The organism is Paenibacillus aquistagni (assembly GCF_900177815.1).
In the GTDB taxonomy this organism is placed as follows: domain Bacteria; phylum Bacillota; class Bacilli; order Paenibacillales; family Paenibacillaceae; genus Paenibacillus_B; species Paenibacillus_B aquistagni.
Map to the genome: position 1 here is coordinate 13,276 of NZ_FXAZ01000003.1, position 26,510 is coordinate 39,785.

Here is a 26,510-nt window from a genome sequence, read left to right on the forward strand (position 1 = left end):
TGACACGATTGTTTGTCATGTATGCAATGATTGCCCTTTAACAAGGCGTAATCATTGCTTTTTTTCTAGTGATAGGGGGGAGCAAGGTGATAACAGATACAATTGCTGCGATATCCACACCGCTAGGTGAGGGCGGTATCGCGATTATTCGAGTAAGCGGTGATGAAGCGATTCAAGAAGTGGACCGCCTCTTTCGTGCTAAGATAAAGCTTGCCGATGCGGCGTCTCATACGATTCACTATGGCCATATCGTCGATCCAGATACGAACGAGCGTATTGAGGAGGTTATGGTGTCGGTCATGCGCGCTCCGCGTTCATACACGACAGAGGATGTAGTGGAGATTAACACCCACGGCGGCGTGGTATCGATTCGACGCGTGATGGAGCTGATCTTGAAGCAGAATGTCAGAACAGCTGAGCCTGGGGAATTTACGAAGCGTGCCTTTTTAAATGGACGGATTGATCTGTCGCAAGCGGAAGCGGTAATGGATCTTATTCGCTCCAAGTCAGACCGCGCCTTCGATGTAGCCATGAAGCAGGCCCAAGGCCAGTTGTCTACTAGAATCAAGGATCTTCGTCATACTTTAATTGAGACGCTCGCTCACATCGAAGTGAATATTGATTATCCTGAGCATGATGTTGAGGAATTGACAAACCAATACATTCAAGCGCAGTGTGGTACAGTAATCTCATCCATTGATCGTTTATTGAAGACAGCCTCTGAGGGCAAGATATTGCGAGAAGGCATTGTCACCGCGATTGTTGGCCGCCCCAATGTAGGGAAGTCCTCCTTGCTTAATGCGCTGGCGCAGGACAACAAGGCCATTGTCACGGATATCCCGGGTACAACGCGTGATGTCATTGAGGAAATGATTACGATCAACGGCATCCCCCTGCGTCTATTGGACACGGCCGGTATACGCGAGACGACAGATCTTGTAGAGAAGATTGGGGTTGAACGCTCACGTAGTGCGCTTCAGGAGGCTGATCTTGTGCTGTTTGTGGTGAACCATCATGAACCCCTGCATGACGATGAGCGGGAGTGGCTTCAGCAGATTCATGGTAGACAAGTGATTGTCATTGTGAATAAAATGGATTTGCCAAACCATTTGGATCTCTCGGAGCTGGAAGCGCTGGAGCAGGCAGGAACGATTCGCGTCGTGAAGATGTCTGCCATGCTGCAAGAAGGCGTCGATGCGCTGGAGCAGGCGATATCCGATCTGTTCTTCACCGGCAAGATTGAGTCTCAAGATGCGACTTATGTCAGCAATGTGAGACATATTGGTCTTCTTCATAAGGCGAAGCAATCTTTGACAGAAGCGGTTCAAGCTACGGAAATGGGCATCCCGATCGATATCATCCAGATCGATGTTCGTTCGGCGTGGGAAGAGCTAGGGGAGATCATTGGAGACTCGGTAGGGGATTCATTGATTGATCAGATCTTCTCCCAATTCTGCTTAGGCAAATAACGGCGGGTGAGAAGGTGGAGGTAGAAGGTATTCCTTGATTGCTTTGACCTTCTCGACCGCTTTCATTACTTTGGATAAAATAAGCTGATCATAGCGTCTAGAGGCAGGAATGCCTTGACGTCTGATAGGTTAGCTGCATAAAGGAGGGAATGTCATGCCATATGTTGCAGGGCATTATGATGTTATCGTGATTGGAGCGGGTCATGCAGGGGTTGAAGCTGCACTTGCTTCTGCGCGCATGGGCGTAGAAACGCTGTTGATCACGATCAATCTGGATATGGTTGCATTTATGCCATGTAACCCATCCATCGGTGGTCCAGCCAAGGGCCATGTTGTTCGAGAAATTGATGCGCTCGGCGGAGAGATGGGGCGTAATATTGACAAGACCTTCATTCAGATGCGTATGCTGAATACAGGCAAGGGCCCTGCTGTTCATGCGCTGCGCGCACAAGCCGATAAATTTTTGTATCAACAGACCATGAAGGAAACGATCGAGATGACCAAGCATCTGACCATGCGTCAAGGCATGGTCGAAGAGCTCCTCGTGGAAGACAGCAAATGTGTAGGGGTAGAGACACAGAGCGGCGCCCAGTATATGTCGAAGGCCGTTGTGGTCACCACCGGTACGTATTTGCGCGGCAAAATTATTATGGGTGAGCTGATGTATTCGAGCGGCCCTAACAATCAGCAGCCTTCTTTGAAGCTGTCTGACAGCATGAAGTCGCTTGGACTTGAGATGGTGCGCTTTAAGACAGGTACACCGCCTCGTGTGCATGGGGAAACCATTGATTTTTCCAAAACGGAAATTCAGCCCGGTGACGAGCAGCCAAAGTTTTTCTCTTATGAGACGAAGAGTTCGGATAACGAGCAGCTGCCTTGCTGGCTAACCTACACATCTGCAGATACCCATCACATCATTAATGACAATCTGCATCGTGCGCCTATGTTCTCAGGGGTCATTGAAGGGACAGGTCCAAGATACTGTCCTTCAATTGAGGATAAGATCGTACGCTTTGCCGATAAGCCGAAGCATCAGATCTTCCTTGAGCCAGAGGGCAAGAACACGAAGGAATATTATGTACAAGGCTTATCGACCAGTATGCCTGAAGATGTGCAGCTGTCGATGCTAAGAACGATCCCTGGCTTAGAAAAGGTAGAGATGATGCGTACCGGCTATGCGATCGAATATGATGCCATTGTGCCTACGGAGCTGTGGCCTTCTTTGGAAACCAAAAAGGTCGAGGGCTTGTTCACGGCTGGGCAGATTAACGGGACCTCTGGTTATGAGGAAGCTGCTGGCCAAGGCTTGATGGCAGGGATTAATGCGGCTAGAAAGGTACAGGGCAAGGAGCCCGTTATCTTGAATCGCTCGCAGGGTTATATTGGCGTTCTGATTGATGATCTGGTAACCAAAGGGACGAATGAGCCTTATCGCCTGCTCACTTCTCGAGCAGAATATCGCTTATTGCTTCGCCATGACAACGCGGATCTTCGCTTGACGCCGCTCGGTTATGAGATTGGGCTGATTAGCGAGGAGCGTTATGCTGCGTTCCAGGCGAAGATTGATCTTGTCGCTCAAGAGCTGGAGCGCCTCAAGGCAACCAAAGTGAAGCCGGATGAAGCCGTACAAGCCATGCTGGCTGAAGTGGGCTCTGCGCCGCTTACAAACGGCTGTGACGCGGTCACGCTGTTAAGACGTCCTGAGGTAACCTACGCTCAAATTGAAGGCTTGTTCCCATCCACGCTGCCGCTTGATCAGGAAATGAAGGAGCAAGTCGAGATCCAAGTGAAATACTCCGGTTATATTGAGAAGCAACTGGCGCAGGTGGAACGCCTGCAGAAGATGGAGAGCAAGAAGATTCCGGATGACATCGTATATGAAGAGATCCATGGCATTGCTTCGGAAGCCAAGCAGAAGCTGTCGACTATTCGTCCGATCTCCATTGGCCAGGCCTCTCGGATCTCTGGCGTAACGCCTGCGGATATCTCGATTCTGCTTGTGTATCTGGAGCACTATAACCGTGTAACTGCAAAGCGCCAGGCAGAGATGGATGCAGGGCAAGGGCAAACTCAATAAGTATGTGTAAGGGATAACTGTAATAAAAGGGGACCATCCCAAATGGTGATTGCGGCGTTCTAGGATGGCCCTGACAAGCTTAAGGACAGGAAGGTACGTATGGATCCTATTCAACAGCAATTTGCCGAGTGGCTGAAGCCTCACGGGCTTGAAGTTACTGAGCAGCAGTTTAAGCAGTTCGATCAGTATGTGGATATCCTGGCGGATTGGAATGAGCGTATGAACCTTACCGGCATAACAGAGCGCGGAGCTGTCTATGAGAAGCATTTTTATGATTCTTTGACGCTTTCCTTCTATGTCGATATGGTTGGCGTACGATCTATGGCCGATATTGGTTCAGGAGCGGGCTTTCCCGGTATCCCACTAAAGATTATGTTTCCACAACTGGAGCTGACGATTGTCGACTCCTTGAATAAACGCATTCAATTTCTTCAGCATCTTGTACAGGAGCTTGGCTTGGAGTCGGTAACTTGTCTTCATGCGCGGGCTGAAGAGGCTGCTCGTAAGCCAGAGCATCGGGATCATTATGATCTTGTAACCGCAAGAGCTGTTGCGAGATTGAATGTGCTGAATGAGTTCTGCTTGCCGTTTGTTCGTAAGGATGGATGGTTTGCTGCAATGAAGGGCGCGAATCCTTCAGACGAGATCAAGGAAGCAGCCAAGAGCATGCAGGTTCTGCAAGCAAGTTTGCAAGAAGAGCATGAGCTTAAGCTTCCCATTGAGCAATCAGAACGGCATATCGTTATTGTGAAGAAGAAAGGCCCGACTCCAAAGGCGTATCCCCGCAAGGCTGGAACGCCGTTGAAGTCGCCAATCATCTAGGTCTTTCGTATTGTGCATCAGTGCCTCCCACTGCGTTCTACAGCGCGGTGGGATTTTTTCTTGCCCGCATAATTTAGGAAAAGGGAAGTGCGAGTAGCAGAGCGAAACAGACAGTATTTGAATACAAGTGCACCAAAATAATATTTACCAAATATGTAAAATGAAATGGATATGTTTATATGATCAATAACAGTAAACGGCTGTGAATTCACATTACACGCTCTATGATTTGTGGTACGATAATAGAGGAGTTGACGCCATGTTTGTTCCACGTGAAACAAAGTGTACTGCTCCTCAGATGCACGAATAATACCTTTGATAGAGTCGGAAATAAATCCATCATGTTAAGCGGGATGGTTGTCAGAACAGGCGAGAACGGGATGATGCTGAGGAAGTCGTATGGCTTGACATTGGGAAGGGTGGACCCGATTGGAATTGGGACATAACGAGATCGGTGAGCAATTAGGAATGAGATGCCTTCCAACTTGCTTCCCTTATTGAGATCTTCATTTATGAAGCTTATTGAAATGTGGCTTTTGGACTGGAAGAGATGGAAAATGTTGAATTTCAATAGGGTTGTGGTTAAGGTGTTAATGAACGGATAGCGTGTGATGCTGGCTGATCATTGATCATGTAGGATATGGATGAAACGCAGACGATGTCGATTCGTATGAACATAAGGAAGATTTTCCATGAACGGTCAACATATTTGGCAGGAAAACAGACTTTGATTGGAGAATACATACAGATAGTGCATGTATTGTCGTCATAAGGTGTAGGCGCTGACTGAGCAGCTAGAAAGGCTCCGCTGTTTGCATGAGAGAGGGAGTGCAGGGACGGCAAGCTCAGATCCAGCCAATGTCAGTCTAATAAAGGTTCTACCGTCGAAGTTACCATTGACCGCGTAATGGACTTGCCTGGCATTATTATGAAGTTAGGTGGTATGACTATCCTATGAAAGAACAATTATCTCGGTTATTTGGCTTTGCGGAACGTTCCTCTGTGGATGAGGTCAAGCAGCTCCCTGTGGATGAGATCGTAATGAGCCCTTATCAACCGCGAACTGTATTCGATGATGATCGTATTGATGAGCTTGCTCAGACGATTAAGACGCATGGGGTGATTCAGCCTATCGTTGTACGTCAGCGTGACGGCCATTATGAGATCATTGCTGGTGAACGCCGGTATCGTGCGGTGAAGAAGCTCGGTTATGAGACCATTCCTGGGATTATTCGCGATATCAATGATTCTCAAGCGGCTTCTATAGCCTTGATTGAGAATTTGCAGCGTGAAGGACTAACTTCTGTTGAAGAGGCCTATGCCTATCAGAAGCTCATTGATCTTCATGAGCTGACACAAGAAAGTCTTGCGCAGCGGCTTGGAAAGAGCCAATCTACCATTGCCAATAAGATACGTTTGCTTCAGCTCCCTGATCCAGTCAAGCAAGCGCTCATGGAACGGAAGATATCTGAGCGTCATGCTCGTGCATTGTTAGGTTTGGATTCAGAAGAGCTACAGCTTAAGCTTCTTCATGAGATTATGGAGAAGGAATTGAACGTGAAGCAAACCGAGGCGAGAGTTGCTTTTTATAAACAATTAAAGAACAAATCAAAAAAGCCGAAGCGTATTTCGTATTCTAAGGATGTTCGCTTAGCCTTGAATACGATTCGCCAATCGATCGATATGGTATCTGGCTCAGGAATGGATATCAAGACAGATGAGCATGATCATGAAGATCATTATGAGATCGTCATACGCATTCCTAAGCGTTAAATCATAGAGATGCATAAGAGCTCGGCAGCGCTGTTAGAATGTTTAAGATTCGAGCTATTAGCGGCTAGAACAGCCGCTTTTTTGCTGACAAATGAAAGCTAGGCTTAATTGAATATCCCCAGTTATCAAGATGATCGCTTCGAAAGAAGTTGAGATTGAAGCGATCTGCAGGATATCGTAACTCCTATGGGGCAATTACTCCATAAGATTGAGATAATGGTTTATGATGAAGACAAGCTATTGTATGGATCATGTTTGTTAGCAGTTGGTCGAGGAATGAGTCGCATGATAGGGATGTACGTCTAAATGTGTATCGCAGCATGACAAGTCATGCATGGCTGCAGGGCGAGCATCTGAGATGGACGAGAAGAAAGGGCATGGGGTGAGGAGAATGGCTAAGATTATTGCCATTACCAACCAAAAAGGCGGCGTTGGGAAGACAACAACGACTGTGAATTTGGGTGCAGGCCTGGCAATGCTGGGCAAGCGGGTGCTGTTGGTGGATATTGACCCGCAAGGCAATACAACAAGCGGCGTCGGAATTAATAAAGCAGATGTAGCAAACTGCATCTATGATGTCATTATTAATGACGTTCACCCTCAGGAGGCCATTGTCAAGACGGCTATTGAGGGATTAGATATTATCCCTGCTACGATTCAGCTGGCAGGAGCTGAGATCGAGCTTGTCCCAACGATCTCCAGAGAAGTGCGATTGAAGAAATCACTGCAGTTGGTAGCGAAGCAGTATGATTATATTTTGATCGACTGTCCGCCTTCCTTAGGCATCCTAACGATCAACTCGTTAACCGCTGCACACTCCGTTATCATACCGATTCAATGTGAGTATTATGCGCTTGAGGGGCTTAGTCAGTTATTAAATACTGTACGTCTCGTGCAGAAGCATTTGAATACGGCACTTCAGATCGAAGGTGTGCTGTTAACGATGCTAGATGCGAGAACAAATCTAGGCATTCAAGTGATTGAAGAAGTGAAAAAGTATTTTCAGCAGAAAGTGTATCAGACCATTATTCCGCGCAATATTCGATTAAGTGAAGCGCCATCCCATGGTCAATCGATTATGACGTATGACCCTAAATCTAAAGGTGCCGAGGTGTACCTGGAACTTGCCAAGGAAGTGGTTACTTATGAGTAAGCGTTTAGGTCGAGGATTGGATGCACTTATTCCATCATTGTCAGTGCAGGAGGACGATAAGGTGATCGAGGTACCTTTGAAGCAGCTGAGACCAAACCCTTATCAGCCGAGAAAAAATTTTGATGAACCTTCTATACAGGAATTAGCCGAGTCCATCAAACAGCATGGTGTGATTCAACCGATTATTGTACGTTCTGTACTGAAGGGCTATGAAATTATTGCAGGTGAACGAAGATATCGCGCATCACAGCTGCTGGGACTGGATACCATTCCAGCTGTTGTACGTCCCTTTACGGATGATCAAGCGATGGAGATCGCATTAATTGAGAATCTTCAACGGGAGAATCTCAATGCAATTGAGCTCGCCCAAGCCTATCAGGGGTTGATGGATCAGTTATCATTGACGCAAGAGGAGCTGTCCGTTAAGGTAGGCAAATCCCGTTCACACATTGCCAACTTCCTGCGTTTACTTCAGCTTCCTGAAGAGGTGAAGGAGTATGTTTCACGTGGAACACTATCCATGGGACATGCACGTGCGATAGCGGGTATTAAAGATCCTCAGGTTGTTAAGCAGTTGGCGAAGTCTACCATTGATCAAGAGTGGAGTGTTCGCCAGTTGGAAGAAGCGATTCAACAGATGAATCGTAAAAATAAGGATAAGAAAAAGATAATAAGCAAAGATCCCTATATAGAGCAGCTGGAAGAAAACTTAAGAGAGACATTCCGAACCACAGTAAAAATCAAATCATCAAAAAATAAAGGGAAAATTGAAATTTCCTACTTTAGCAAGGATGATTTGGAGCGGTTATTGGAGATGCTGCAATCGTTTACTTCCAAATAAAAGCATGATTTCTACCGTAAAGCATACTTAGTTGTGATCCGAGCACAGAGGGATTAAACTAAGTGTGCTGTCTTTGTATTTAACGCGTATTTTGTATCAGAAATTTAACCTTTGGCGGCCTTTAAGGAGGTATAGTGGTGAAGAGTGAACATCCGATACTCTATATGGACCATGCGGCCACCTCTTGGCCCAAGCCGGAGCAAGTCTTGGTGGCGATGGAGAAGGCCATGAGAGAGGAAGGCGCCAATCCTGGACGCGGAGGACATATGATGGCCTCTCGGGCGGGCAAGCGATTAATGAAAGCCCGCATGGCTATAGCTGAGTTGCTTCATGTGCGTAATCCGATGGATATCGCTTTTATGTTAAATACGACGATGGCGTTGAATACCGCATTGCACGGGTATCTAGAATTTGGTGATCATGTGATCGCCACATCGGTTGAACACAATTCCGTCAGTCGTCCTTTGGAATGGCTGAAGCAGGAGAAGGGAATTAATGTCACCTATATCGATACCCTTCCTTCAGGTGAAATGGACCTAAACCAATTAGAAGCAGCATGGACTGCAAAAACGAAGCTTGTCGTCTGCAATCACAGCTCCAATGTGCTTGGTTCGATTCTGCCTATAGCAGAAATCGCCATGCTCGCGCATGACAAAGGGGCAAAAATCCTGGTGGACGCCGCGCAATCCGCAGGCTATCTGCCGCTTGATGTGGAACAGATGGGGATTGACATGCTGGCTTTTCCTGGTCACAAGGGGCTGCTCGGCCCAACAGGAACAGGGGGATTGTATATTCATCCTGACATTGAGCTGCGGCCGCTGATGCAAGGTGGAACGGGCAGCCATTCGGATTCCGTCCAGCATCCTATAACACGGCCTGATCGATATGAGGCGGGAACACCCAACACGGTCGGAATTGCGGGGTTGGAAGCTGGCGTCAGATTCCTTCTGCATGAAACGGTCGAGAACATTTATACTAAGGAATGGACGCTGACACAGCAATTGCTGCAAGGCTTTGATGCCATGACTGGGGTCCAATGGTTGGGACCTGATATCGGTCAAGCAAGAACAGGAATTGTATCTATTACTGTAGAGGAAATGGACGCAGCTGCATGTGCCTTTCGCCTGGATCGTGAATATGGCATTGCGGTCAGGGCAGGCTACCACTGCTCGCCATTAGCCCACCAGACAGCGGGGACGCTGAATGAAGGGGCGGTTCGCTTCAGTGTTGGCTGGAATACGACAAGCGAGCATATTAATTATGCATTAGAGGCTGTCGAGCACCTATGCAAAAAAGGTTAACTTATTTGGAAGCAGGAGATTGACTTCGATGAATGAACTGGTCAAAGAATGGTTGCCATTGCTTATTGTTGGCACAGCAGGTTTAACGGTACTTTTATTCATTATTGTAATGGTACAAGGTGTGAAGCTTCGCAAGATGCGACGAAGGTATGATGACATGATGAATGGGACGGGGGTTGCTAATCTGGAGGAGCTGCTTATGCAGATGAATCTAGAGGTTGAATCCATGCATGTGGAGCAGGAGAAGCAAGCCAAGCAGATGAAACAAGTGCTGGCTCGCGTGCATGAGCATGCGGCTCATCTTGGGATAGAGCGCTATAATGCGTTTGGGGAATATGGCAACAACTTAAGCTTTTCCCTCGCACTCATTAATGATGATTACAACGGCATCGTCCTGACAGGAATTCATGGGCGCGAGCATACGTATGTTTATGCCAAGCCGGTAGAGAAGGGGCAATCCCAATATACACTGTCTCCAGAGGAACAACGTTCATTGGAGACTGCCATCTCCAAGGTGGAGGCCCACCTTCCAAAGGAAGATTAAGATAAGCGCGGCTGCGTAAGGGCCGTATGCAAACATTCTGCAATCTTATCCGCCATGCTCATGACGAGATGAAGGCGCGTGTTCTGTAATACAAAGTACTCCATAAAGCCTCCGATGTTGACGATGCCTGTAATATGCATATCGCCGACCGGGGGCAATTGTTTGTTTACGCCGGCACCAGGGTGAACAGGACCGGCTTGAATCTGGATATGGCCGACACTGCTGCTTTGTCCTAAGCAGGCATCGATGGCAATGGTAAATGATGCTGGGTAATTGTGCTTCAGCTCATGCAATGTATCTTGGAGGTTCATCGCGTGTACAGGCTGATGAAGGGTTCCAAGTGTGATATACTCATTGCTGTTATACCTAGCCAAGCGTGTGCCAACGAGCGGCCCCAAACAATCTCCTGTTGAACGATCCGTCCCGATGCAGACGACGGTAATCGGTGCATCAGACTTGCACAGCTGCAGATGATCGCTTAAGGCCTTCATGATCATGAGCTCTGCATCGGGATGGTCATGTGCTATTTTTGCTGGCACAGGGTTAGGATCAGGAGAAGGTCGAAATAATGGGAATGACAGCATGAGCGAAGCCTCCGTTTCGATATTTTGGTACTATTTAGTATATGAATTTAGGACTAGATTTATACGTTATGCGAATCTGCTAGCTGCTCTTAATCTAGCAGTAGAAGGAGTGCTGATCACTCATGTCTATACACAGCAATGAATGCGGGATTGTGATGTCCTTTGATTCCACTCAGCAGGCCTTGCGAGCAGAGATGCTGATGGAGTATATGGACATGGAGATAGACACCTTTCCCACACCGAAGGAAATTACAGCTGGCTGTGCGTTATCCATACGTTTTGATGCAGAGTTACTCGAACAAGTAAAGCAATTGGTGCGGACAGAACATGTTGTTATCCGAGGATTATTTGAATGGGCGGAAGGTACATATCAATGTATATGGAATGGAGGAGAGGAATCGTAACATGCTACTAGCAGCTGAACCCTCAACAGAGGAAACATTAGAGCAAACATTTACTATTTTTGAAAAATGGAAAAACAGCATGTGGGAGTGGATGACCGACTCCAACACATGGGAAATGCTAATGTTTAATACGATCAAGATCTTATTCATTATTCTGGTGACACGCATCCTTATACGGGTCATTCACGGCATGATCAATCGTGCGATGGCAGCAAAGGAACATAAACGAGTGAACATGAACCCTCGCAGGCTTGTTACCGTTGGGAAACTGCTTAAGAACATCGTGTCGCTGTCGTTGAACTTCATTATGATTCTCGTGATCTTATCGATCTTTCATATTAATCTTGCACCATTGATTGCAGGTGCGGGGGTTGTCGGACTAGCCGTTGGTTTTGGTGCCCAAAGTCTAGTCAAAGATGTAATGACGGGCTTCTTTATCGTTTTTGAGGATCAATTCGCGGTAGGGGATGTCATTCAAGCTGGACAATCGCTAGGAACAGTAGAAATGATCGGGCTTCGTTCTACGCGTATTGTAAGCTGGACGGGAGAGGTTCATATCATCCCGAACGGCTCCATCAATGAAGTGACCAATTATTCGCTTAATAATTCGATTGCTGTGGTAGACATGTCTGTCTCCTATGAGTCCGATGTCGAGAAGGTAACAGCTGTCATTGAGGAAACGCTGCAAACCTTGCCTGAGCGCTATGAGGATGTCGTTGCTCCACCTGCGGTGCTGGGCATTCAGAATATGGGCGCCTCCGATGTTGTCATTCGTGTAACGGCTGAATGCAAGCCCTATACACAAGCTGGGGTTGGGCGTATGATTAAGAAAGAACTCAAGAAGGCATTTGACGAGCAAGGCATCGAAATTCCATATCCGCGCTTGGTCACTTTCCAGCGTGAAGAAGGAGGCAAGGCAAGTGGAGTCTAAGAACTTCCAATTGGGAGACATTGTGATGATGAAGAAGCCGCATCCTTGTGGAACGAATGAGATGGAGATCATTCGCATGGGGATGGATATTCGGATTAAGTGTGTAGGCTGCAAGCACAGTGTGCTTCTTCCACGAGCAAAGTTTGAAAAGAGCATGAAAAAGGTGCTTCGATCGGCAGCAGCCGATTGAAGAAAAGATACGAATAGAAGCTCTGTTGTAAGCAAGGGAGCAGCGATTGACATCATAAAAAAGCGGCTGTTTGGGAGAGAGCAATACTGTCCAGACAGCCGTATTTTGTTGGCTTGCACCAAGGCTCTCTTTTAACAAAAAGGTATGTGAAAAGTGAAAAGTTGTCCTATTGCATCCCACACTCTTATATGCTACAATCAGTTATGCTGCGGAAAGGTACCCAAGTGGTCCAAGGGGGTTGACTCGAAATCAACTAGGCGTCGCGAGGCGTGCGTGGGTTCGAATCCCACCCTTTCCGCCACCATTTAACTTTGCATGGTAGTACCTTGTCCGGCATGCCCGAACAGAATCTAGAAGATTCATACATCCCATAGTCATTCATGATGCTTCCTGCGAGCGATTGCAGGAAGCATTTTTGTTTACCCTAATACCATTTATAAGGTAGGTCATAGAACAAATAGACCGCCCCTCAGACTGAGCTGCACCTCGAATTGTTAGACACGATCTAACAATTCGGGTCACTTCAGACATGGTATGCGGTCTATTTGTATGACTACTGTCTAGCTAACGCTCTCATAGCGGCTATATCGAAGAGTCGTGCTCGCGCACGGCTCTATTTCTATTTAATAAGTTGCTATAGTGGATGTTTCTATCCGAATAAAATATCGAGAACCGTTCCGAGCTGGCCTCTAGATTTGCCTTCCAGAATCGATGGGTTATACACCTCGACAAATCCACATGTCTCACAGGATACAAACAAAAAATGATTATGCTGGATATCAAACATTTTGCTAAGTCCAGTCCCTGTCATTGCCAATTCCTTGGTTCGGCAAGTATGTCCACCGCATTTGGAGCATTTAAAACGCTCTTGAATGGCATCTTCTACTCTCATAGTTATCATTCCTTTCTTAGACGGTAATAATAGGTAATACGTAATAACTCTTCATTTGATTCGTGCAATCTATTGGAAATGGTGCCATCAAAGGGAAGTGTTAGATATGAAGTTGGGCAACAATCCTTTTATTAAATAAGAAGCAGGGCTGTCTGCGCTTAACGCCGGGAGAAAGGATATGAACCGCTTCGCTTCTGTGTGCATAGGAATACATATGACATGAATGAACCATACGGGCTCCTGAAGGAAGGTGAGAGGATGAAGTGGAATTTGTTTTTGCTGGTGCTGGGCCTGATCTTTGCTTTTATTTCTAAAGAAATACCGATATGGGCGCCTCAGTGGACATGGGTTGGGCAACTGCTCGTCTATCTTGCTTCAGCAACACTAATCCTAGCTTTATTGCTGTCCATGCCTATTTATACGGATATGCTGTATCAAAAGAAATCTAGAAATAAAGCGCTTTTTATTGGGCTGTTATCCATGACCACCTTCGTCTCCTTCCAATTCAGCATGGTCCATGCCACGGAGCAGGATTGGCTCTTGTCTGGAAGCGGGGGAATCGTGTTTTTCTTGGCTGGAAGCGGGCTCATTCGATTAATTAGTGTGCCGAAATCCGCCTATGAGGAACAAGAGAAGATGTAGGGGAATGAAATGTAATGATCGTCATGAAGAAAGAAGATAACATAACGGTCTCAAAGGGTTAGTGGGTTACGTTAGGCGGTTAAAAAGCTTATTTCTCATAATGAAAAGACCTCGCCTAAACGAGGTCTTTTTCTGGTTGACGGTGCGTTATTCTGACAACTTTTCCTTATCGCATTCTGAATGAGCTTGGATCTTCTTCATGAGCTGTTCTCATGAATGCGTGTGTTTAGACAAGCTTGTCTTTAGCACAACCCCTCGCTTTTCTTCATGTTCTAAGATTTGGTTAGTCAAACTCACTTGGTACAAACACTCCACTGTTCAATGGAACGACACCTCGCTTGCACCGTCAGTGATTATTATGGTCTCGCAGCCGTGACTTTATACATGCCTAGCGAAAAAAATTAGTGCGTCAAAGCGTGGGATTTTTTCTTCCACTTGCGGTCCTTGTTCGTCGTTTCAGGGAAACGCTCCCCTTTTTTGAGCTTGATTTGCTTTGGATTCATAATTTCGGTGTGGAAGCTTTTCTCGCCAACCTCCATATAAATGGCATCATTGGGAGCGCGATCTCCAGGATTATATTCTGAACGTTCACCCATGCTGAGTTACCTCCTGCTGAGAACTGTATTAGACTTGCAAAGTGTAGTGTGTGTTTATCGAATCCACTCTATAAGTAACAACTAATGTCATTTCAGAACGTGGAAGCGGCTTATGGTTGCGTCTTGCGTCAAGTTTTGTTATATTATCTTAGTGCGAGTTTGTAGGCTCGCGCTCCTTGCTCTTGACCATAGATCAAGGGCCAATGTCCATAAGGAGGTGAAAGATATGCGCAAGTACGAATTGATGTACATTCTTCGTCCAGACTTGGAGCAAGATGTGGTTACAGCTACTGTTGAGAAGTTCCAAGGCGTCATCTCTAACGGCGGTGAAATTACAAAGCATGATGTGATGGGTAAACGCCGTCTTGCGTACGAGATCAAGAAATTCCGTGATGGTTTCTATGTGTTGGTTAACTTCACAGCAGAACCAGCAGTTGTAGCGGAAGTTGACCGTCAGCTTAAGATTGCTGATGAAGTCATTCGTCATCTCGTCGTAAACGATGTGGCTTAATGCCAATCATGAATTGTAATGCAGTTGTCGAAGGAGGGATACGATGTTAAATCGCGTGATCTTGATTGGTCGTCTGACAAAGGACCCTGAATTACGCTATACACCTGCAGGAGTTGCGGTAACGCAATTTACCCTTGCAGTGGACAGACCGTTCTCCAGCCAAGGCGGAGAGCGTGAGGCGGATTTCATTCCGGTAGTCACTTGGAGGCAGTTAGCAGAGACTTGTGCCAATTATTTGCGCAAAGGTCGTCTGACAGCTGTAGAAGGACGTATTCAGGTGCGAAATTATGAGAATAACGAAGGTCGTCGTGTATACGTGACAGAAGTTATTGCGGATAATGTTCGTTTCTTGGAATCCAATCGTGATAGCGGAGGCTATCGTGACGATATGGGTGGTGGCAGTGGTGGCGCTAATGCTAATTATGGTGCTCCATCCGGCAACTCTAACGCACGCAGCAATAACTCCAGCTATTCTCGCGGACCATCAGCGGATCCGTTCTCTGACGACGGCAAACCGATTGATATATCGGATGATGATTTGCCATTCTAAGCATCGCTTAGAACTTGGAATTCTTAAACAAAGGAGTTGAACACTATGAGCACAAGACCAAACGAAGGTGCAGAGCGCAGCGAGCGTAAATTCAACGGTCGTCGTGGACGCAACAAGCGTCGTAAAGTTTGCTATTTCACTGCAAACAAAATTCAACACATCGACTACAAAGATATTGACTTGTTGAAAAAGTTCATCAGCGAGCGCGGCAAAATCTTGCCACGTCGTGTAACTGGAACAAGCGCGAAATATCAACGTATGTTGACGATCGCAATCAAGCGTTCCCGTCAAGTAGCATTGTTGCCTTACACTACGGAGTAAGGTTCATATAGAGAAGCAGTCAAGAGTTGATCTTGGCTGCTTTTTTATATGCATGAAAAGGTTTATTTAGGTGTAAAATCCATTCGCTATGCCTAAATATTTACATATGACATTTTGTTATTTTATTTTTAGGTGCATTCCTTGTAAAATAAACAAGTATCTTTATTCCTAGATCTCACAACCCTGTCATACGAGTCCTACAGATAAAATGGCCCACGATTGCTCATCCTACACCTATGTAGGAGGAGAGAAGCCATGTATGAATTGGTTTATATGGTCGTAAGGACCTGGCTTGCGATGGCTGTGCTGTTGTTTATGACGAAGTTCCTCGGCAAGCGGCAGGTATCCCAGCTGTCCTTGTTCGAGTATATGACCGGATTGACCGTAGGCAGTATGATTGCTGCGATTGCGCAGAGCCCGATTGATAACTGGATGCCAGGCTTTATTCCTCTTCTCGTATGGGTGATTACTTCCTTCGCCTTGGCCTGGGCGCAGCTGAAGAGCAAACGATTTCGAGACCTGATGGAAAGCAAGGGAACGGTTATTATCAAGCGGGGGCGGCTCTTGGAACATAATATGCGCAAGGAGCGTTTAACCATTGATGAGCTGATGACACAGCTTCGCAATCATAATGCTTTTCAATTATCCGATGTGGAATTTGCCATCATGGAACCGACTGGCGATATTAATGTGATGCTGAAGCAAGAGCATCGGCCTCTAACCTTAAGCAGGATGCAAGCCGGGCTTAGGCAAGAACAGGAGTCGATCATTGTGTTGATGGATGGTGAGATATTAGAAACAGAGCTCAAACATATAGAAAAAGATGCTGCATGGCTAAAAGATGAGCTGCACAAAAGGGGACTAATGGAGAAAGATGTGTTTGTCGCAGAGGTGAATGCCAAGCACGAATTATTTATTGATTTGTATAAAAATAAGGGTCAAATCACATAGCATCATAAGCAGGTATTGATGTGTCATTTGTAATTATTATTAGGGGAAGAAGTGAATCATTATGAATCATACACCAAAACGTAAGAAAGTGAAGAAGACGAAGAAATGGTGGATTATTCTCGCCATTATCGTCATTCTCGGATTCGGGGGCTACTTTTTCCGAAAAGATCTTGCCATCTTGGCCTTTGATCTGTTCTTGTCCGATACGGTGCAGGAGAAGCTTGACCCCTCCTATAAGCCCATTCAGGACAAACCGGAAGTTACCCGCAAAATAACAGAACCATTCTCTGTGCTGCTGCTTGGAGTCGACCAGCGCGACCATGAGATTGGGCGCTCGGATACGCTGATCTATACGGTAGTCCGTCCAAAGGACAATAAAGTACTGATGGTTTCCATTCCACGCGATACGTACACCGAGATCGTTGGGCACGGTAGTTCTGACAAGATTAATCATGCTTATGCATTCGGTACGGCAAAGGATAAAGAGACCGGCGGGGCTAAAATGAGCATGGATACGGTATCGAACCTATTTGATACGGAAGTAAGCCACTATGCCTCGATTAACTTTGAAGGCCTAAAAGCAGTGGTGGATGAGCTTGGCGGGGTGAAGCTGCCGATTAAAGAGGATATCGTGAATAAGGACCCGAACCACGAGAAGTTCACGATCGAAGCTAATAAGCCGATTTATAACGGTCAGGAAGCATTGTGGTATGTACGCTACCGAGAAGATTCTGATATGAATCGCACGATGCGCCATCGTATCTTCCTAAAAGCGGTGATGGATCGCATGATTGAGCTGGATAAGATTGCGAAGATTCCGGAACTGCTTACGATTGCAGGACAGAACTTTACGACAGATATGAAGCCGAAGTATATGATTGATCTCGCGAAGCAGATGTTCCAAAATGATACTGCTCCTGAAATCAGCAGCTATATGCTGCATGGCGAAGGCGAGCGTATTGATGGCATCTGGTATTATGCACCGGATGAAGAAGACTTATCCTACATCCATGAATTGATTGGAAACTGGATGAATGAAGACACTCCTTCCACTTCATTAATGGCTCCAAAGAAGTATGAAGGCGAAGAATAAGAGCAGCAGGTCAGTCGCATAAAAGATGCGGCTGACTTTTGTTTTAGATGCATAAAATGTGTTAAGTTATTGTTAGAACCTTCTAGAAAAGAAGGGAGCTGCTAATGGGAGGGAGCTTAACAAATGAACATCGCGTTTTTCTTGTTGCCGAAGGTTGAGGTGGTTACCGTCAGTGAGCAAGCGACGCTTAGACAGACGCTTGAGCGGATGGAATACCATCGCTACACAGCTGTGCCCATTATTAATGATACGGGGGAATATGTAGGCACAGTAACAGAAGGCGACTTGTTATGGCATATGAAAAATTCTGAAGGCCGCATTACGTTTGAAAATGCGAACAAATTCCTGTTGAAGGACGTATCCTTGAATAAAGACATTAAGCCGGTGTCCATCGATTCCAAAATGGAGGATCTGATTAATCTGGCCAAGGTGCAGAACTTTGTTCCTGTGGTGGATGACCGCCACCGATTCATCGGCATTGTTCGCCGCAGTCAAATTATTGAGTACTGCGAGCAGTTCGTCATGAGAGCGATGGATGCGATGTAATTATGGTATAATAGGAATAATGCCCTCATGGAAGGATATGCAGGAGCTTATATGCCAAAAGCCACAGGGCATGAAGCAAGCCACGGCTAATCGGATAATAGAAGACAGGGCCGTGGATCATCCTGCGAACAATACTTAAGGCGTTATGTCAGCTTTCGTTTAGGTGAGGATTATGGCAAGTCTAAGCTTAAACATGAGTTGTTACATAGGAAGTCGTCGAGTTGGGATATGATCTCTTGGAGGACAAACCCAGCTTGAGGATGGGCACCAAGAATAAGACGGGTGCCAAAAGAACACTTACGCAAGAGGTGAAACTATTGAATAAAAAGTGGTCATCGTTAGTATGGGCGCTGGTCGCGCTTGTACTATTGCTCTCTATAGGCAATCCTGTGCAGATGTTGACGATGAGCTTTGCAGCAATCCCATTTGTCATATTGTTCGCTACCCTATCGGTAGGGGCTGCGATCATTTATGTGGCGGCGCTGCTTGCAATCGTCTTTTTGTTGCTGGGAACTGTAGGTTCAATCGTGGCGCTCGCATCCCTTTATTTTATTATCCCTGCGATCGTCATCGGCATCATGTTCAAACGAAAGCGGGCTGCTTGGAATGTATTTGCCGCAGGCACCCTGGCGTTCCTCATTGAATCTATTCTGCTGCTTGCCTTTGCCAAGGTGGCATTCGACTTCAACTTTGCAGAATTCCTGCGTACTCAAGTAGATGCCAGCGTGGCGACTCTGGAGTCGGCCATTCCATCAGGCATCAATATGGATATGATTGATCTTGTGATCAAGCAGATGAATATGATGCTGCCTGTCATGCTCATCATGAGTGCTCTTTATATGGGTACGGTGACGTATGCAATTAGCCGAAGATTGTTAACAGCCCAAGGGGCGGACGTCAATCGCATGCGTCCAATCAAGCATTGGATGCTGCCGAAGTCATTGTTATGGTACTACCTGATTGTCATTATTTTGGAGTTAGTGATGTCCGGCAATACGGATTCATCGTTCTTGTCCATTATTTTGCTCAATCTGTCGCCGCTTCTACAGCTTGCCTTTATCGTGCAGGGAATTTCTTTTGTGTTCTTTCTTGCTGATTTCAAGCGTTGGAACAGAGCTGTTCCAGTGCTCATTACGATTGCCGTGATCTTTATTCCATTATTGTATGGCTTGGTTCGCATTATCGGAATTATTGATCTCGCATTTCCGCTTCGGCAAGTGGTATCAAGACCAAAACAATAGGGTGATTGATCTATGCCAAAATTATGGTTTCATCGGTGGTATGCAAAGCATACGATGTGGATGCTGGTTGCGGTGCTTCTGCTTACCATTATGCTCGCGTTCTATAATTGGATGTTGAGCCTGCTTGGCATCGCTATGCTCATCGTGTTGATTGGAATTGCATTAAGCGCAGAACGCAACTTCCATAAGGAGCTGGAAGCATATCTTACGACACTGGGCTTGCGGGTGAAGCGAGCAGGTGAAGAGGTGCTGCTTGATCTTCCTTATGGCATTCTTCTGTACAGCGATCAAGGGAAGGTTGAGTGGCACAATTCGTACTTAGCAGAGCTGCTTGGACATGAGCGAGTGCTTGGCGAGAAGGTAAATGCGTTATTTCCATCCTTGCTTGCACAAGGGAAGGAACGGCCGGATACGGTAGAGCTGTCCTTTGGTGAACGTACGATTCAAGCCAATCTTGATTATGAGGAACGGCTCATTATATTTATGGACATTACGGAGATGGTGTCCATCAAAGAGCGCTATGAGAATGAGCGGCTTGCCGTAGGCATCGTCGTCCTTGATAACTTGGAGGAATCCATGCAGGGACTGGACGACCAGCAGCGAGCGGCGCTGCTCGCGAAGGTCACCTCGCATCTAACCGTATGGGCAAGCGAGAATGGCGTGCTCATGAAGCGGCTCTCCTCGGAGCGCCAATTCATGGTGATGCATACGGAGACGCTCTACAGGCTGGAGCAGACTCGCTTTGTCATCTTGGATGAGATTAGAGAGATGACGATGGACAACAAGCTGCCTGTGACGCTTAGCATGGGCTTTGCCGCTGAAGCGGACTCTGTTATGGAACTGGGACAGCTCTCACAGGCGAGTCTAGACATTGCCCTTGGACGTGGAGGGGATCAGGTGGCTGTGCGAGCAGGGCAGCGCTTGTCCTTCTACGGCGGCAAATCAAACGCTGTAGAGAAGCGCACGAGGGTGCGCGCCCGTGTTATTGCGCACGCGCTGCGCAACTTTATTGAGCAGAGCGATGCGGTGTTCATTATGGGGCATCAGACGCCGGATACGGATGCGATTGGCGCAGCGATCGGCGTGCTGCATGCTTGCCGATTGCTCGGAGTTGAAGCGTACATCGTGCTGGAGGAGAGCAATCCTTCCATTGCTCGGCTCGTTGCGATGCTCAAAAAGGATGAGCTGCTGTGGGCTCGATTTGTCAGCCGCAATGAGGCGCTGGAGATGGCAACAGAGGACAGCCTCGTTGTCGTCGTGGATACGCATAAGGCATCTCTTGTGGAGGAGCCGCGCTTATTGCAGACGAGCACGCGCAAGGTCATTATTGACCATCACCGTCGGGGAGAGGAATTTATCTCCGATGCGGTGCTTGTCTATCTGGAGCCGTATGCTTCCTCGGCCTGTGAGCTTGTGACGGAGCTTCTGCAGTATATCCACACGAGAACGCAGCTTAGCGTGCTTGAGGCGACCTGTATGCTGGCGGGCATTACCGTGGATACGAAGCATTTTACATTGCGCACAGGCTCTCGTACATTTGATGCGGCCAGCTTCCTGCGCCGTCATGGAGCTGATCCTGCCTTGGTGCAGAAGATGCTGAAGGAAGATTTGGATGAATACATCCAAAAGGCAGAAGTGATTCGGCATACGGAGATGCTGTATGATCACATTGCAATCGCCGTGACCGAGCCTGGACGTAAATTTTCACAGTTGCTCATTGCGCAGGTTGCTGATACGCTGTTAAATATGACAGGCGTTCTGGCCTCGTTCGTCATTAGCGAGCGGCCAGATGGCAATATCGGAATAAGCGCCCGCTCACTGGGGCAGATCAATGTTCAAGTTATCATGGAACGCCTCGGAGGAGGCGGTCATCTGACCAATGCCGCTGTCCAGCTTCCCATCACCATTGAGGAAGCGGAGACGAAGCTGAAGCAGGTGCTTGCCGAAATAGATGCAGAAGAGGGGTTATTCGAATGAAAGTCATCTTTTTGCAGGATGTTAAAGGACAAGGAAAAAAAGGACAAATTAAAGAAGTATCCGAAGGATATGGAAATAATTTTTTGATTAAAAACGGCCTTGCTCGCCCGGCGACAGAAGGCAACATGAAGACGCTCGAGCAGCAGAAGAAGTCGGAAGAGAAGAAAAAAGAGCAAGAGAAGCTTGATGCAGAGAAGCTTGCAGCGAAGCTCGGCGAAACAACAGTAGAAGTGAAGACGAAGGCTGGCGAAGGCGGCAGATTGTTCGGTGCGGTGACATCGAAGCAGATCGCTGAGGGACTGGCTAAGATCGGCATGAAGATCGACAAGCGCAAGATTGAGCTGAATGAGCCGATTCGCTCGCTTGGCTACACAAATGTAGAAGTAAAGCTTCATCCTGAGGTGCGCGGTACACTGAAGGTTCACGTAACGGAGGAGTAAGATGAACGAGGCATTTGTCGATCGTATCCCTCCTCAGAACCAAGAAGCCGAGCAGGCCGTTCTCGGTGCGATTCTGCTGCAATCAGAAGCGCTCATTACGGCGATGGAGCGGGTTCAGGTCGAGGACTTCTATCTTCCTGGCCACCAGCATATTTTCGAGGCGATGATCGAGCTTAATGAGGAGAATCAACCGATTGACCTGATTACGCTGACGTCTCATCTTCAGGATAGGAAGCTGTTGGATGAGGTTGGCGGTGTCTCTTACCTCGCAAGACTTGCGAATGCAGTACCTACGGCGGCGAATGTGGATTACTACGCTCAAATTATTGAAGAGAAATCCATGCTTCGCCGCTTGATTCGCACGGCTACTCAGATCGTGACGGAAAGCTATGCGGGTGACGATGATGTTAGCGCCCTGCTAAGCGATGCCGAGCGCAAGATTCTTGAGATCTCGAATCAACGCTCATCAAGCGGCTTTATTGCGATTAAAGACGTCTTGATGGAAGTATACGAGAAGGTTGAGAATCTCAATGAGAATCAGGGCGGAACGACAGGCATTCCATCGGGCTTCCAGGATCTCGACAAGATGACGGCTGGCTTTCAGCGAAGCGACCTCATCATTGTGGCAGCTCGCCCATCTGTTGGTAAGACGGCGTTTGCCCTTAACATCGCGCAGAACGTCGGTGTTCGCGCCAAAGAAACGGTTGCGATCTTTAGTCTTGAGATGAGCGCCGCACAGCTCGTTCAGCGTATGATCTGTGCGGAGTCCAACGTGGATGCGACAAGGCTTCGTACAGGCTCCCTGGAGGATGACGACTGGGAGAAGCTGACGATGTCGATTGCTTCCTTGTCTGAGGCGGAGATCTATATTGATGATACGCCAGGGGTTACCGTGGCCGATATTCGCGCCAAGTGCCGGCGCTTGAAGAAGGAACGCGGCCTTGGCATGATTCTCATCGATTACTTGCAGCTCATCCATGGGCGCGGCAAAGCGGGCGAGAGCCGCCAGCAGGAGGTCTCGGAGATCTCCCGTACGCTTAAGCAGATCGCCCGTGAGCTTGAGGTTCCGGTTATCGCTTTGTCCCAGTTAAGCCGTGGGGTAGAGCAGCGTCAGGACAAGCGTCCGATGATGTCCGACCTTCGGGAATCGGGTTCCATCGAGCAGGATGCGGATATTGTAGCCTTCCTATACCGGGATGACTACTATGATAAAGAATCCGAGAAGAAGAACATCATTGAGATTATTATCGCGAAGCAGCGGAATGGTCCGGTAGGTACGGTAGAGCTTGTATTCCTGAAAAACTTCAATAAATTCGTCAGCTATGAACGGACGCATGATCCACAGGCTGGCTAAGTGCTGGCGTTTCTTGCGCAGCACGATTATTTTCAATTGCTGCCCAGCATGCATATAGACGTCTTGTCTCTTTTAAGAGCAAGACGTCTATTTTTTATACGAAAAACGAATGAATAGACATATGGCTGCTATACATCCCAACCCTAGTTATAATCAAGCAGAAGATTCGCCAAGTAAGTCTTTTTCAATTCCATAATGAAGGATCAACGCGCTGCTTGCTTCTCTATTCTTGAATGATGCGGTCTGCTCTAGTGAATGAATTGATGGGAACGGTCAATACTGGAAGTAGACTATGCATCGTGTATATGGATGGAGGGATACATTTGAAGTGGTTGATCCGAACGGGCAAGACGATTGCGATTATAGCTGTGACAGCTGTCATCTCTAGTATGTTGACGATAGGAACGACGGCTATTGTGGTCGATCGATATATTCAGAGTGCGCTAGATCAATTTCGAATTCCAATAGATCGAGAGCCGCTGACAGCGATGAATCTATGGTCTATGCTGCTAGGGAAAGAGAAGACAAAGGCAGGCCACTCTTCTACGTCTGACTCCTCGTCTACAGATTCTCTTGATGAGGAAGGAAAGGTTGAAGCATCGACAGATGGACAGGATGATTCGCTTCCGGTATGGGGCAATGTCAGCAATGGGAGCGAAGAAGAGGGGGCAGGGCCGGATGAACTTGTCATGACGCCAGAGGAATGGACAAAAAATAAGGATCAGCTCCCACAGGATGCGAAGAATGAAATTTTCAGCACCTTAATGAAGAAGCTGCCTCAGGAAGACTGGCAGCGCATCTCTGTGCTGATGGAGGATGGATTGACTTCTACGGAGCTAACCGAAGTAGAACAGATTCTAGCCAAGCATCTTAATGATGAAGAATATAAGCAGATGAAGGAGATGCTGACTGGTGAACTAGGATCTTCGGCAAACAATGAGGGTACGAATGGTGGAGCAGATCATGAGGATGCTGGCGCTAGAGATGCTGCCAGCAGAGATTCGTCATCCCACAGATCGAACACGTCTTCTGTTAATGAGGGACGGGAGTCTGCTGCTAATGAAGACCCCGTGGATGGAGCGGCTTCTGAAGGCACCGAGCCTTGAGGTCTAGTGCTGCGAGTTTTGAACAGAAATTTCATAAATAGAGGCTGATCCATACTCAATAATAAGCGTTTGGCAGCCAAATGGTGAACGCTATTCGGTTTATTTGATGCGTGAAGCTTGCTCGTACGAGCCAATTGGCAAGATGAACAGGAGGGGACTCACACCGCGTATGCGGGTCTAACCTGATTTATTAAAGTTCAAGATGCCGTTAAACAAAAATTGCTACAGCAATCCTTTTGCCGCGCAAATCATCTATAAGGGTGATCGGTGTGCGATGAAGGGATTTTTTTGTGCTGAAAGGTATCAATTTGGGCATAATGAAGGAGTCTCTAGCAATGATGGCGATCACAATATGTCAGATTTACACGAATGGGTGATAGTTGCATCGAAGAAACGACTTATGATAGAGTAAAAAAGGTAACAAAATATTAATAAATACTACATGGTACATGTATCGATATCATCATAATCATGCACATTTGAATTGTAGCAGGTAAAGGAGAAGGAGTATGGATCGTTTCGATGAACGCCTTCAGGAAGAGGGCAAGACCTCGCAGCCTTCCAGCCGTTGGAACAAGCTGCTTTCCGCTTGGCGCAGCAAGGCGGCCACTGCTTCGGCAATGCAGTGGGTGCGTGAATCCCGCAAGCAAATCCTAATGAGCGTAAGCGGCGTTGTTATCATTACGGCTGCTGCTTGGGGTGGTAACGCTTATGTACATGCCAATACGATAGAATATCTTGAAGTCTATAAAGGGGACCAATTGGTCGGCACGGTCTCCAGCCAAGATGATTTGAATAAGCTGTATGACGCTCGCCTTCAGGCGATACAGACGAAGTACCCTAATGTTCATATGAAGATTGATACGTCTATGATCCGCACCGTAGGGGCTGCCAAGTTCAAGAAGGTTCCGGAGACGGAAGAGACGCTAGGCAAGCTGGAAGCGATGATCCCCGCATACGCCGAAGGCGTGGAGCTCAAGGTCAATGATGTGCCAATCGGGATCGTGAAGGATCAGGATACGGCGGACAAGCTGCTTATGCAGGTGAAGAATGCGCATAATCCAGATCTCAAGAAGACGAAGGAAGTCAAGGCGCTGTCAGCTAATACGCGTTCCACGAATGCGGCGAAGGTGATGTCCCGTGTAGAATCCGTCGCGCTTAGAGAACGGGTGGCAATGACAGAGAAGGATACGGATCCGAATAAAGTGCTGACTGAAGAGGAAGCCATGAAGCTTCTGACGGAAGGCAAAGAGAAGGCAGTAGAATATACGGTTAAAAAGGGAGATACGGTCTCTTCCATTGCCAAAGAGCATCGGGTAGCGATGGAGACCATCTATAAAAATAATCCTGAGGTTGAGGAGCAGTATTTGCAGATCGGACAGAAGCTGAATCTTACTGAGATGAAGCCGCTTCTTACCGTCAAGACGGTCGAGACGTATTCTGAATTTATCGTGACTGAGCCGCAAAAGGAAATCCGTTATGATGATTCCATGCGTGCAGGCGAAGTAAAGGTTGTCCGCGAAGGCAAGCAGGGCATGAAGCGCATGACATACAAGCTAACGAAGGACAACGGCAACCTGACGAAGGAAGAATGGATCGATCAGGAAGTCATTACACCTGCAATCTCCAAGATCGTGATTCAAGGCACGAAGGTCGTAAACGGCGAGGGAACGGGTTCGTTTGCTTACCCTGTGAGCGGCGCAACGCTGACGAGCGGCTACGGCGAGCGCTGGGGACGCATGCACAAGGGCATTGACCTTGTTTCTTCGGATCGCACCATTATGGCATCCGATGACGGCGTCATTGCATTTGCAGGCGTGAAGAACGGCTATGGCAATACGATTATTATCAATCATCGCAATGGCTATAAGACCTTATATGGGCATCTGAGCTCGATTGATGTTAATGAAGGTGATATTGTGGAAAAGGGACAGTCCATCGCCGTGATGGGCAGCACAGGAAATTCCACAGGGACGCACCTTCACTTCGAGATTCATAAGGATGATGCCGTCCAAAATCCACTTAAATATTTATAACCGTCTAACGAGCAGGGGAAACAGCTTCCCCTGCTTTTTTGTGCTGCCTGTCTATCAATGAGGAACAACCATGCTTATATCAGGAAGCGATTGAGCTCGTTCGTTATCTATCTCTATGAACAAGTACAGGATAAACAGGCCTAGCTGCAGTATACGATGGAAAGA

The 26,510-nt window shown here is 47.2% G+C and carries 27 protein-coding genes, 1 tRNA gene and 1 pseudogene; 26 read left to right on the forward strand and 3 right to left on the reverse strand.

Translation table 11 applies throughout. The annotated features are described in order from the left end of the window. Positions 1-86 precede the first annotated feature (86 nt). The 8 genes from mnmE (at position 87) to B9Y93_RS11555 (ending at position 9,980) form a co-directional block, all read left to right on the forward strand. On the forward strand, positions 87-1,469 hold the full coding sequence (mnmE, locus tag B9Y93_RS11515; protein ID WP_085494587.1) for a tRNA uridine-5-carboxymethylaminomethyl(34) synthesis GTPase MnmE: 1,383 nt from the start codon (positions 87-89) through the stop codon (positions 1,467-1,469). A 154-nt stretch (positions 1,470-1,623) separates the two neighbouring features. Beyond that, positions 1,624-3,546, forward strand: a complete 1,923-nt coding sequence (gene mnmG, locus B9Y93_RS11520) for a tRNA uridine-5-carboxymethylaminomethyl(34) synthesis enzyme MnmG (RefSeq protein WP_085494588.1) — start codon at positions 1,624-1,626, stop codon at positions 3,544-3,546. 99 nt (positions 3,547-3,645) lie between these two features. Next, positions 3,646-4,368, forward strand: a complete 723-nt coding sequence (gene rsmG, locus B9Y93_RS11525; protein ID WP_085494589.1) for a 16S rRNA (guanine(527)-N(7))-methyltransferase RsmG — start codon at positions 3,646-3,648, stop codon at positions 4,366-4,368. A 954-nt stretch (positions 4,369-5,322) separates the two neighbouring features. Beyond that, positions 5,323-6,141, forward strand: coding sequence for a nucleoid occlusion protein (gene noc / locus B9Y93_RS11535; RefSeq protein WP_085494591.1), 819 nt, complete (start codon positions 5,323-5,325; stop codon positions 6,139-6,141). 391 nt (positions 6,142-6,532) lie between these two features. Further along, positions 6,533-7,294 carry a ParA family protein gene (locus B9Y93_RS11540; protein WP_085494592.1) on the forward strand — a complete coding sequence of 254 codons (762 nt, stop codon included), beginning with the start codon at positions 6,533-6,535 and terminating at the stop codon, positions 7,292-7,294. After that, complete coding sequence (locus B9Y93_RS11545) at positions 7,287-8,135, forward strand: ParB/RepB/Spo0J family partition protein (protein ID WP_085494593.1); 849 nt, start codon at positions 7,287-7,289, stop codon at positions 8,133-8,135. The genes B9Y93_RS11540 and B9Y93_RS11545 overlap by 8 nt, the downstream gene beginning before the upstream one ends. A gap of 164 nt (positions 8,136-8,299) precedes the next feature. Further along, positions 8,300-9,436: an aminotransferase class V-fold PLP-dependent enzyme gene (locus B9Y93_RS11550; protein WP_085495085.1), complete on the forward strand. Its 1,137-nt coding sequence runs from the start codon at positions 8,300-8,302 to the stop codon at positions 9,434-9,436. Between the two features lie 28 nt (positions 9,437-9,464). Next, positions 9,465-9,980 (forward strand): DUF4446 family protein, encoded by a 516-nt coding sequence (locus B9Y93_RS11555; protein ID WP_085494594.1) that lies wholly within the window; start codon positions 9,465-9,467, stop codon positions 9,978-9,980. Here the strand turns inward: B9Y93_RS11555 and yyaC are convergent. Beyond that, positions 9,977-10,564 carry a spore protease YyaC gene (yyaC, locus tag B9Y93_RS11560; protein WP_085494595.1) on the reverse strand — a complete coding sequence of 196 codons (588 nt, stop codon included), beginning with the start codon at positions 10,562-10,564 and terminating at the stop codon, positions 9,977-9,979. The two genes, B9Y93_RS11555 and yyaC, sit on opposite strands and share 4 nt — an antisense overlap. 122 nt (positions 10,565-10,686) lie before the next feature. On the opposite strand from yyaC, the gene B9Y93_RS11565 reads away from it, so the two are divergent. The 5 genes and pseudogenes from B9Y93_RS11565 to B9Y93_RS25195 form a co-directional block, all read left to right on the forward strand. Continuing rightward, the gene (locus B9Y93_RS11565) at positions 10,687-10,968 is read left to right on the forward strand and encodes a putative Se/S carrier protein (protein ID WP_085494596.1); all 282 of its coding nucleotides are present in this window, start codon (positions 10,687-10,689) and stop codon (positions 10,966-10,968) included. 1 nt (position 10,969) lies between these two features. Then, positions 10,970-11,899 carry a mechanosensitive ion channel family protein gene (locus B9Y93_RS11570; RefSeq protein ID WP_085494597.1) on the forward strand — a complete coding sequence of 310 codons (930 nt, stop codon included), beginning with the start codon at positions 10,970-10,972 and terminating at the stop codon, positions 11,897-11,899. Beyond that, positions 11,889-12,089: a DUF951 domain-containing protein gene (locus B9Y93_RS11575; protein ID WP_085494598.1), complete on the forward strand. Its 201-nt coding sequence runs from the start codon at positions 11,889-11,891 to the stop codon at positions 12,087-12,089. The genes B9Y93_RS11570 and B9Y93_RS11575 overlap by 11 nt, the downstream gene beginning before the upstream one ends. A gap of 210 nt (positions 12,090-12,299) precedes the next feature. Continuing rightward, positions 12,300-12,390 (forward strand) — tRNA-Ser (locus B9Y93_RS11580). 244 nt (positions 12,391-12,634) lie between these two features. Beyond that, positions 12,635-12,754 (forward strand): annotated as a pseudogene (locus B9Y93_RS25195) (hypothetical protein); the annotation flags it as partial. Here B9Y93_RS25195 and B9Y93_RS11585 read toward each other — a convergent pair. Further along, positions 12,739-12,981, reverse strand: coding sequence for a zinc ribbon domain-containing protein (locus tag B9Y93_RS11585; protein WP_085494599.1), 243 nt, complete (start codon positions 12,979-12,981; stop codon positions 12,739-12,741). The pseudogene B9Y93_RS25195 and the gene B9Y93_RS11585 overlap by 16 nt on opposite strands. A gap of 258 nt (positions 12,982-13,239) precedes the next feature. On the opposite strand from B9Y93_RS11585, the gene B9Y93_RS11590 reads away from it, so the two are divergent. Continuing rightward, complete coding sequence (locus B9Y93_RS11590) at positions 13,240-13,623, forward strand: hypothetical protein (protein ID WP_085494600.1); 384 nt, start codon at positions 13,240-13,242, stop codon at positions 13,621-13,623. Positions 13,624-14,024: 401 nt separating this feature from the next. On the opposite strand, the gene B9Y93_RS11595 is transcribed toward B9Y93_RS11590, so the two are convergent. After that, positions 14,025-14,219: a YjzC family protein gene (locus B9Y93_RS11595; RefSeq protein ID WP_085494601.1), complete on the reverse strand. Its 195-nt coding sequence runs from the start codon at positions 14,217-14,219 to the stop codon at positions 14,025-14,027. Between the two features lie 226 nt (positions 14,220-14,445). Between B9Y93_RS11595 and rpsF the strand changes: the two genes are divergently transcribed. The 12 genes from rpsF to B9Y93_RS11655 all read left to right on the forward strand — a co-directional run bounded on the left by rpsF (position 14,446) and on the right by B9Y93_RS11655 (position 26,345). After that, positions 14,446-14,730 carry a 30S ribosomal protein S6 gene (gene rpsF / locus B9Y93_RS11600; protein ID WP_085494602.1) on the forward strand — a complete coding sequence of 95 codons (285 nt, stop codon included), beginning with the start codon at positions 14,446-14,448 and terminating at the stop codon, positions 14,728-14,730. A gap of 43 nt (positions 14,731-14,773) precedes the next feature. After that, on the forward strand, positions 14,774-15,280 hold the full coding sequence (gene ssb / locus B9Y93_RS11605) for a single-stranded DNA-binding protein (protein ID WP_085494603.1): 507 nt from the start codon (positions 14,774-14,776) through the stop codon (positions 15,278-15,280). A gap of 45 nt (positions 15,281-15,325) precedes the next feature. Then, positions 15,326-15,601 carry a 30S ribosomal protein S18 gene (gene rpsR, locus B9Y93_RS11610; protein WP_085494604.1) on the forward strand — a complete coding sequence of 92 codons (276 nt, stop codon included), beginning with the start codon at positions 15,326-15,328 and terminating at the stop codon, positions 15,599-15,601. Between the two features lie 255 nt (positions 15,602-15,856). Further along, entirely contained in the window at positions 15,857-16,552 is a 696-nt protein-coding gene (locus B9Y93_RS11615; protein ID WP_085494605.1) for a DUF421 domain-containing protein, read from the forward strand. Positions 16,553-16,613: 61 nt separating this feature from the next. Next, positions 16,614-17,645: an LCP family protein gene (locus tag B9Y93_RS11620; RefSeq protein WP_244903380.1), complete on the forward strand. Its 1,032-nt coding sequence runs from the start codon at positions 16,614-16,616 to the stop codon at positions 17,643-17,645. A 123-nt stretch (positions 17,646-17,768) separates the two neighbouring features. Further along, positions 17,769-18,191 carry a CBS domain-containing protein gene (locus B9Y93_RS11625; protein ID WP_085494606.1) on the forward strand — a complete coding sequence of 141 codons (423 nt, stop codon included), beginning with the start codon at positions 17,769-17,771 and terminating at the stop codon, positions 18,189-18,191. A 308-nt stretch (positions 18,192-18,499) separates the two neighbouring features. After that, a complete protein-coding gene (locus tag B9Y93_RS11630; protein WP_425320345.1) occupies positions 18,500-19,432 on the forward strand; it encodes a DUF2232 domain-containing protein in 933 nt (310 codons plus the stop codon). A gap of 12 nt (positions 19,433-19,444) precedes the next feature. Further along, entirely contained in the window at positions 19,445-21,409 is a 1,965-nt protein-coding gene (locus tag B9Y93_RS11635) for a DHH family phosphoesterase (protein WP_085494608.1), read from the forward strand. Next, complete coding sequence (gene rplI, locus B9Y93_RS11640) at positions 21,406-21,849, forward strand: 50S ribosomal protein L9 (protein WP_085494609.1); 444 nt, start codon at positions 21,406-21,408, stop codon at positions 21,847-21,849. The genes B9Y93_RS11635 and rplI overlap by 4 nt, the downstream gene beginning before the upstream one ends. 1 nt (position 21,850) lies before the next feature. Next, a complete protein-coding gene (gene dnaB / locus B9Y93_RS11645; RefSeq protein WP_085494610.1) occupies positions 21,851-23,203 on the forward strand; it encodes a replicative DNA helicase in 1,353 nt (450 codons plus the stop codon). Positions 23,204-23,526: 323 nt separating this feature from the next. Further along, a complete protein-coding gene (locus tag B9Y93_RS11650; protein WP_097676070.1) occupies positions 23,527-24,309 on the forward strand; it encodes a spore coat protein in 783 nt (260 codons plus the stop codon). Positions 24,310-24,818: 509 nt separating this feature from the next. Then, positions 24,819-26,345: a peptidoglycan DD-metalloendopeptidase family protein gene (locus B9Y93_RS11655; protein WP_085494611.1), complete on the forward strand. Its 1,527-nt coding sequence runs from the start codon at positions 24,819-24,821 to the stop codon at positions 26,343-26,345. Positions 26,346-26,510: the final 165 nt, after the last annotated feature.

Excerpts from the sequence above, each read along its gene's own strand:
- mnmG (WP_085494588.1), top strand. The coding sequence starts at position 1,624 with ATGCCATATGTTGCAGGGCATTATGATGTTATCGTGATTGGAGCGGGT.
- rsmG (WP_085494589.1), top strand. The coding sequence starts at position 3,646 with ATGGATCCTATTCAACAGCAATTTGCCGAGTGGCTGAAGCCTCACGGG.
- noc (WP_085494591.1), top strand. The coding sequence starts at position 5,323 with ATGAAAGAACAATTATCTCGGTTATTTGGCTTTGCGGAACGTTCCTCT.
- B9Y93_RS11540 (WP_085494592.1), top strand. The coding sequence starts at position 6,533 with ATGGCTAAGATTATTGCCATTACCAACCAAAAAGGCGGCGTTGGGAAG.
- B9Y93_RS11545 (WP_085494593.1), top strand. The coding sequence starts at position 7,287 with ATGAGTAAGCGTTTAGGTCGAGGATTGGATGCACTTATTCCATCATTG.
- B9Y93_RS11550 (WP_085495085.1), top strand. The coding sequence starts at position 8,300 with ATGGACCATGCGGCCACCTCTTGGCCCAAGCCGGAGCAAGTCTTGGTG.
- B9Y93_RS11555 (WP_085494594.1), top strand. The coding sequence starts at position 9,465 with ATGAATGAACTGGTCAAAGAATGGTTGCCATTGCTTATTGTTGGCACA.
- yyaC (WP_085494595.1), bottom strand. The coding sequence starts at position 10,564 with ATGCTGTCATTCCCATTATTTCGACCTTCTCCTGATCCTAACCCTGTG.
- B9Y93_RS11565 (WP_085494596.1), top strand. The coding sequence starts at position 10,687 with ATGTCTATACACAGCAATGAATGCGGGATTGTGATGTCCTTTGATTCC.
- B9Y93_RS11570 (WP_085494597.1), top strand. The coding sequence starts at position 10,970 with ATGCTACTAGCAGCTGAACCCTCAACAGAGGAAACATTAGAGCAAACA.
- B9Y93_RS11585 (WP_085494599.1), bottom strand. The coding sequence starts at position 12,981 with ATGAGAGTAGAAGATGCCATTCAAGAGCGTTTTAAATGCTCCAAATGC.
- B9Y93_RS11590 (WP_085494600.1), top strand. The coding sequence starts at position 13,240 with ATGAAGTGGAATTTGTTTTTGCTGGTGCTGGGCCTGATCTTTGCTTTT.
- B9Y93_RS11595 (WP_085494601.1), bottom strand. The coding sequence starts at position 14,219 with ATGGGTGAACGTTCAGAATATAATCCTGGAGATCGCGCTCCCAATGAT.
- rpsF (WP_085494602.1), top strand. The coding sequence starts at position 14,446 with ATGCGCAAGTACGAATTGATGTACATTCTTCGTCCAGACTTGGAGCAA.
- ssb (WP_085494603.1), top strand. The coding sequence starts at position 14,774 with ATGTTAAATCGCGTGATCTTGATTGGTCGTCTGACAAAGGACCCTGAA.
- rpsR (WP_085494604.1), top strand. The coding sequence starts at position 15,326 with ATGAGCACAAGACCAAACGAAGGTGCAGAGCGCAGCGAGCGTAAATTC.
- B9Y93_RS11615 (WP_085494605.1), top strand. The coding sequence starts at position 15,857 with ATGTATGAATTGGTTTATATGGTCGTAAGGACCTGGCTTGCGATGGCT.
- B9Y93_RS11620 (WP_244903380.1), top strand. The coding sequence starts at position 16,614 with ATGAATCATACACCAAAACGTAAGAAAGTGAAGAAGACGAAGAAATGG.
- B9Y93_RS11625 (WP_085494606.1), top strand. The coding sequence starts at position 17,769 with ATGAACATCGCGTTTTTCTTGTTGCCGAAGGTTGAGGTGGTTACCGTC.
- B9Y93_RS11635 (WP_085494608.1), top strand. The coding sequence starts at position 19,445 with ATGCCAAAATTATGGTTTCATCGGTGGTATGCAAAGCATACGATGTGG.
- rplI (WP_085494609.1), top strand. The coding sequence starts at position 21,406 with ATGAAAGTCATCTTTTTGCAGGATGTTAAAGGACAAGGAAAAAAAGGA.
- dnaB (WP_085494610.1), top strand. The coding sequence starts at position 21,851 with ATGAACGAGGCATTTGTCGATCGTATCCCTCCTCAGAACCAAGAAGCC.
- B9Y93_RS11655 (WP_085494611.1), top strand. The coding sequence starts at position 24,819 with ATGGATCGTTTCGATGAACGCCTTCAGGAAGAGGGCAAGACCTCGCAG.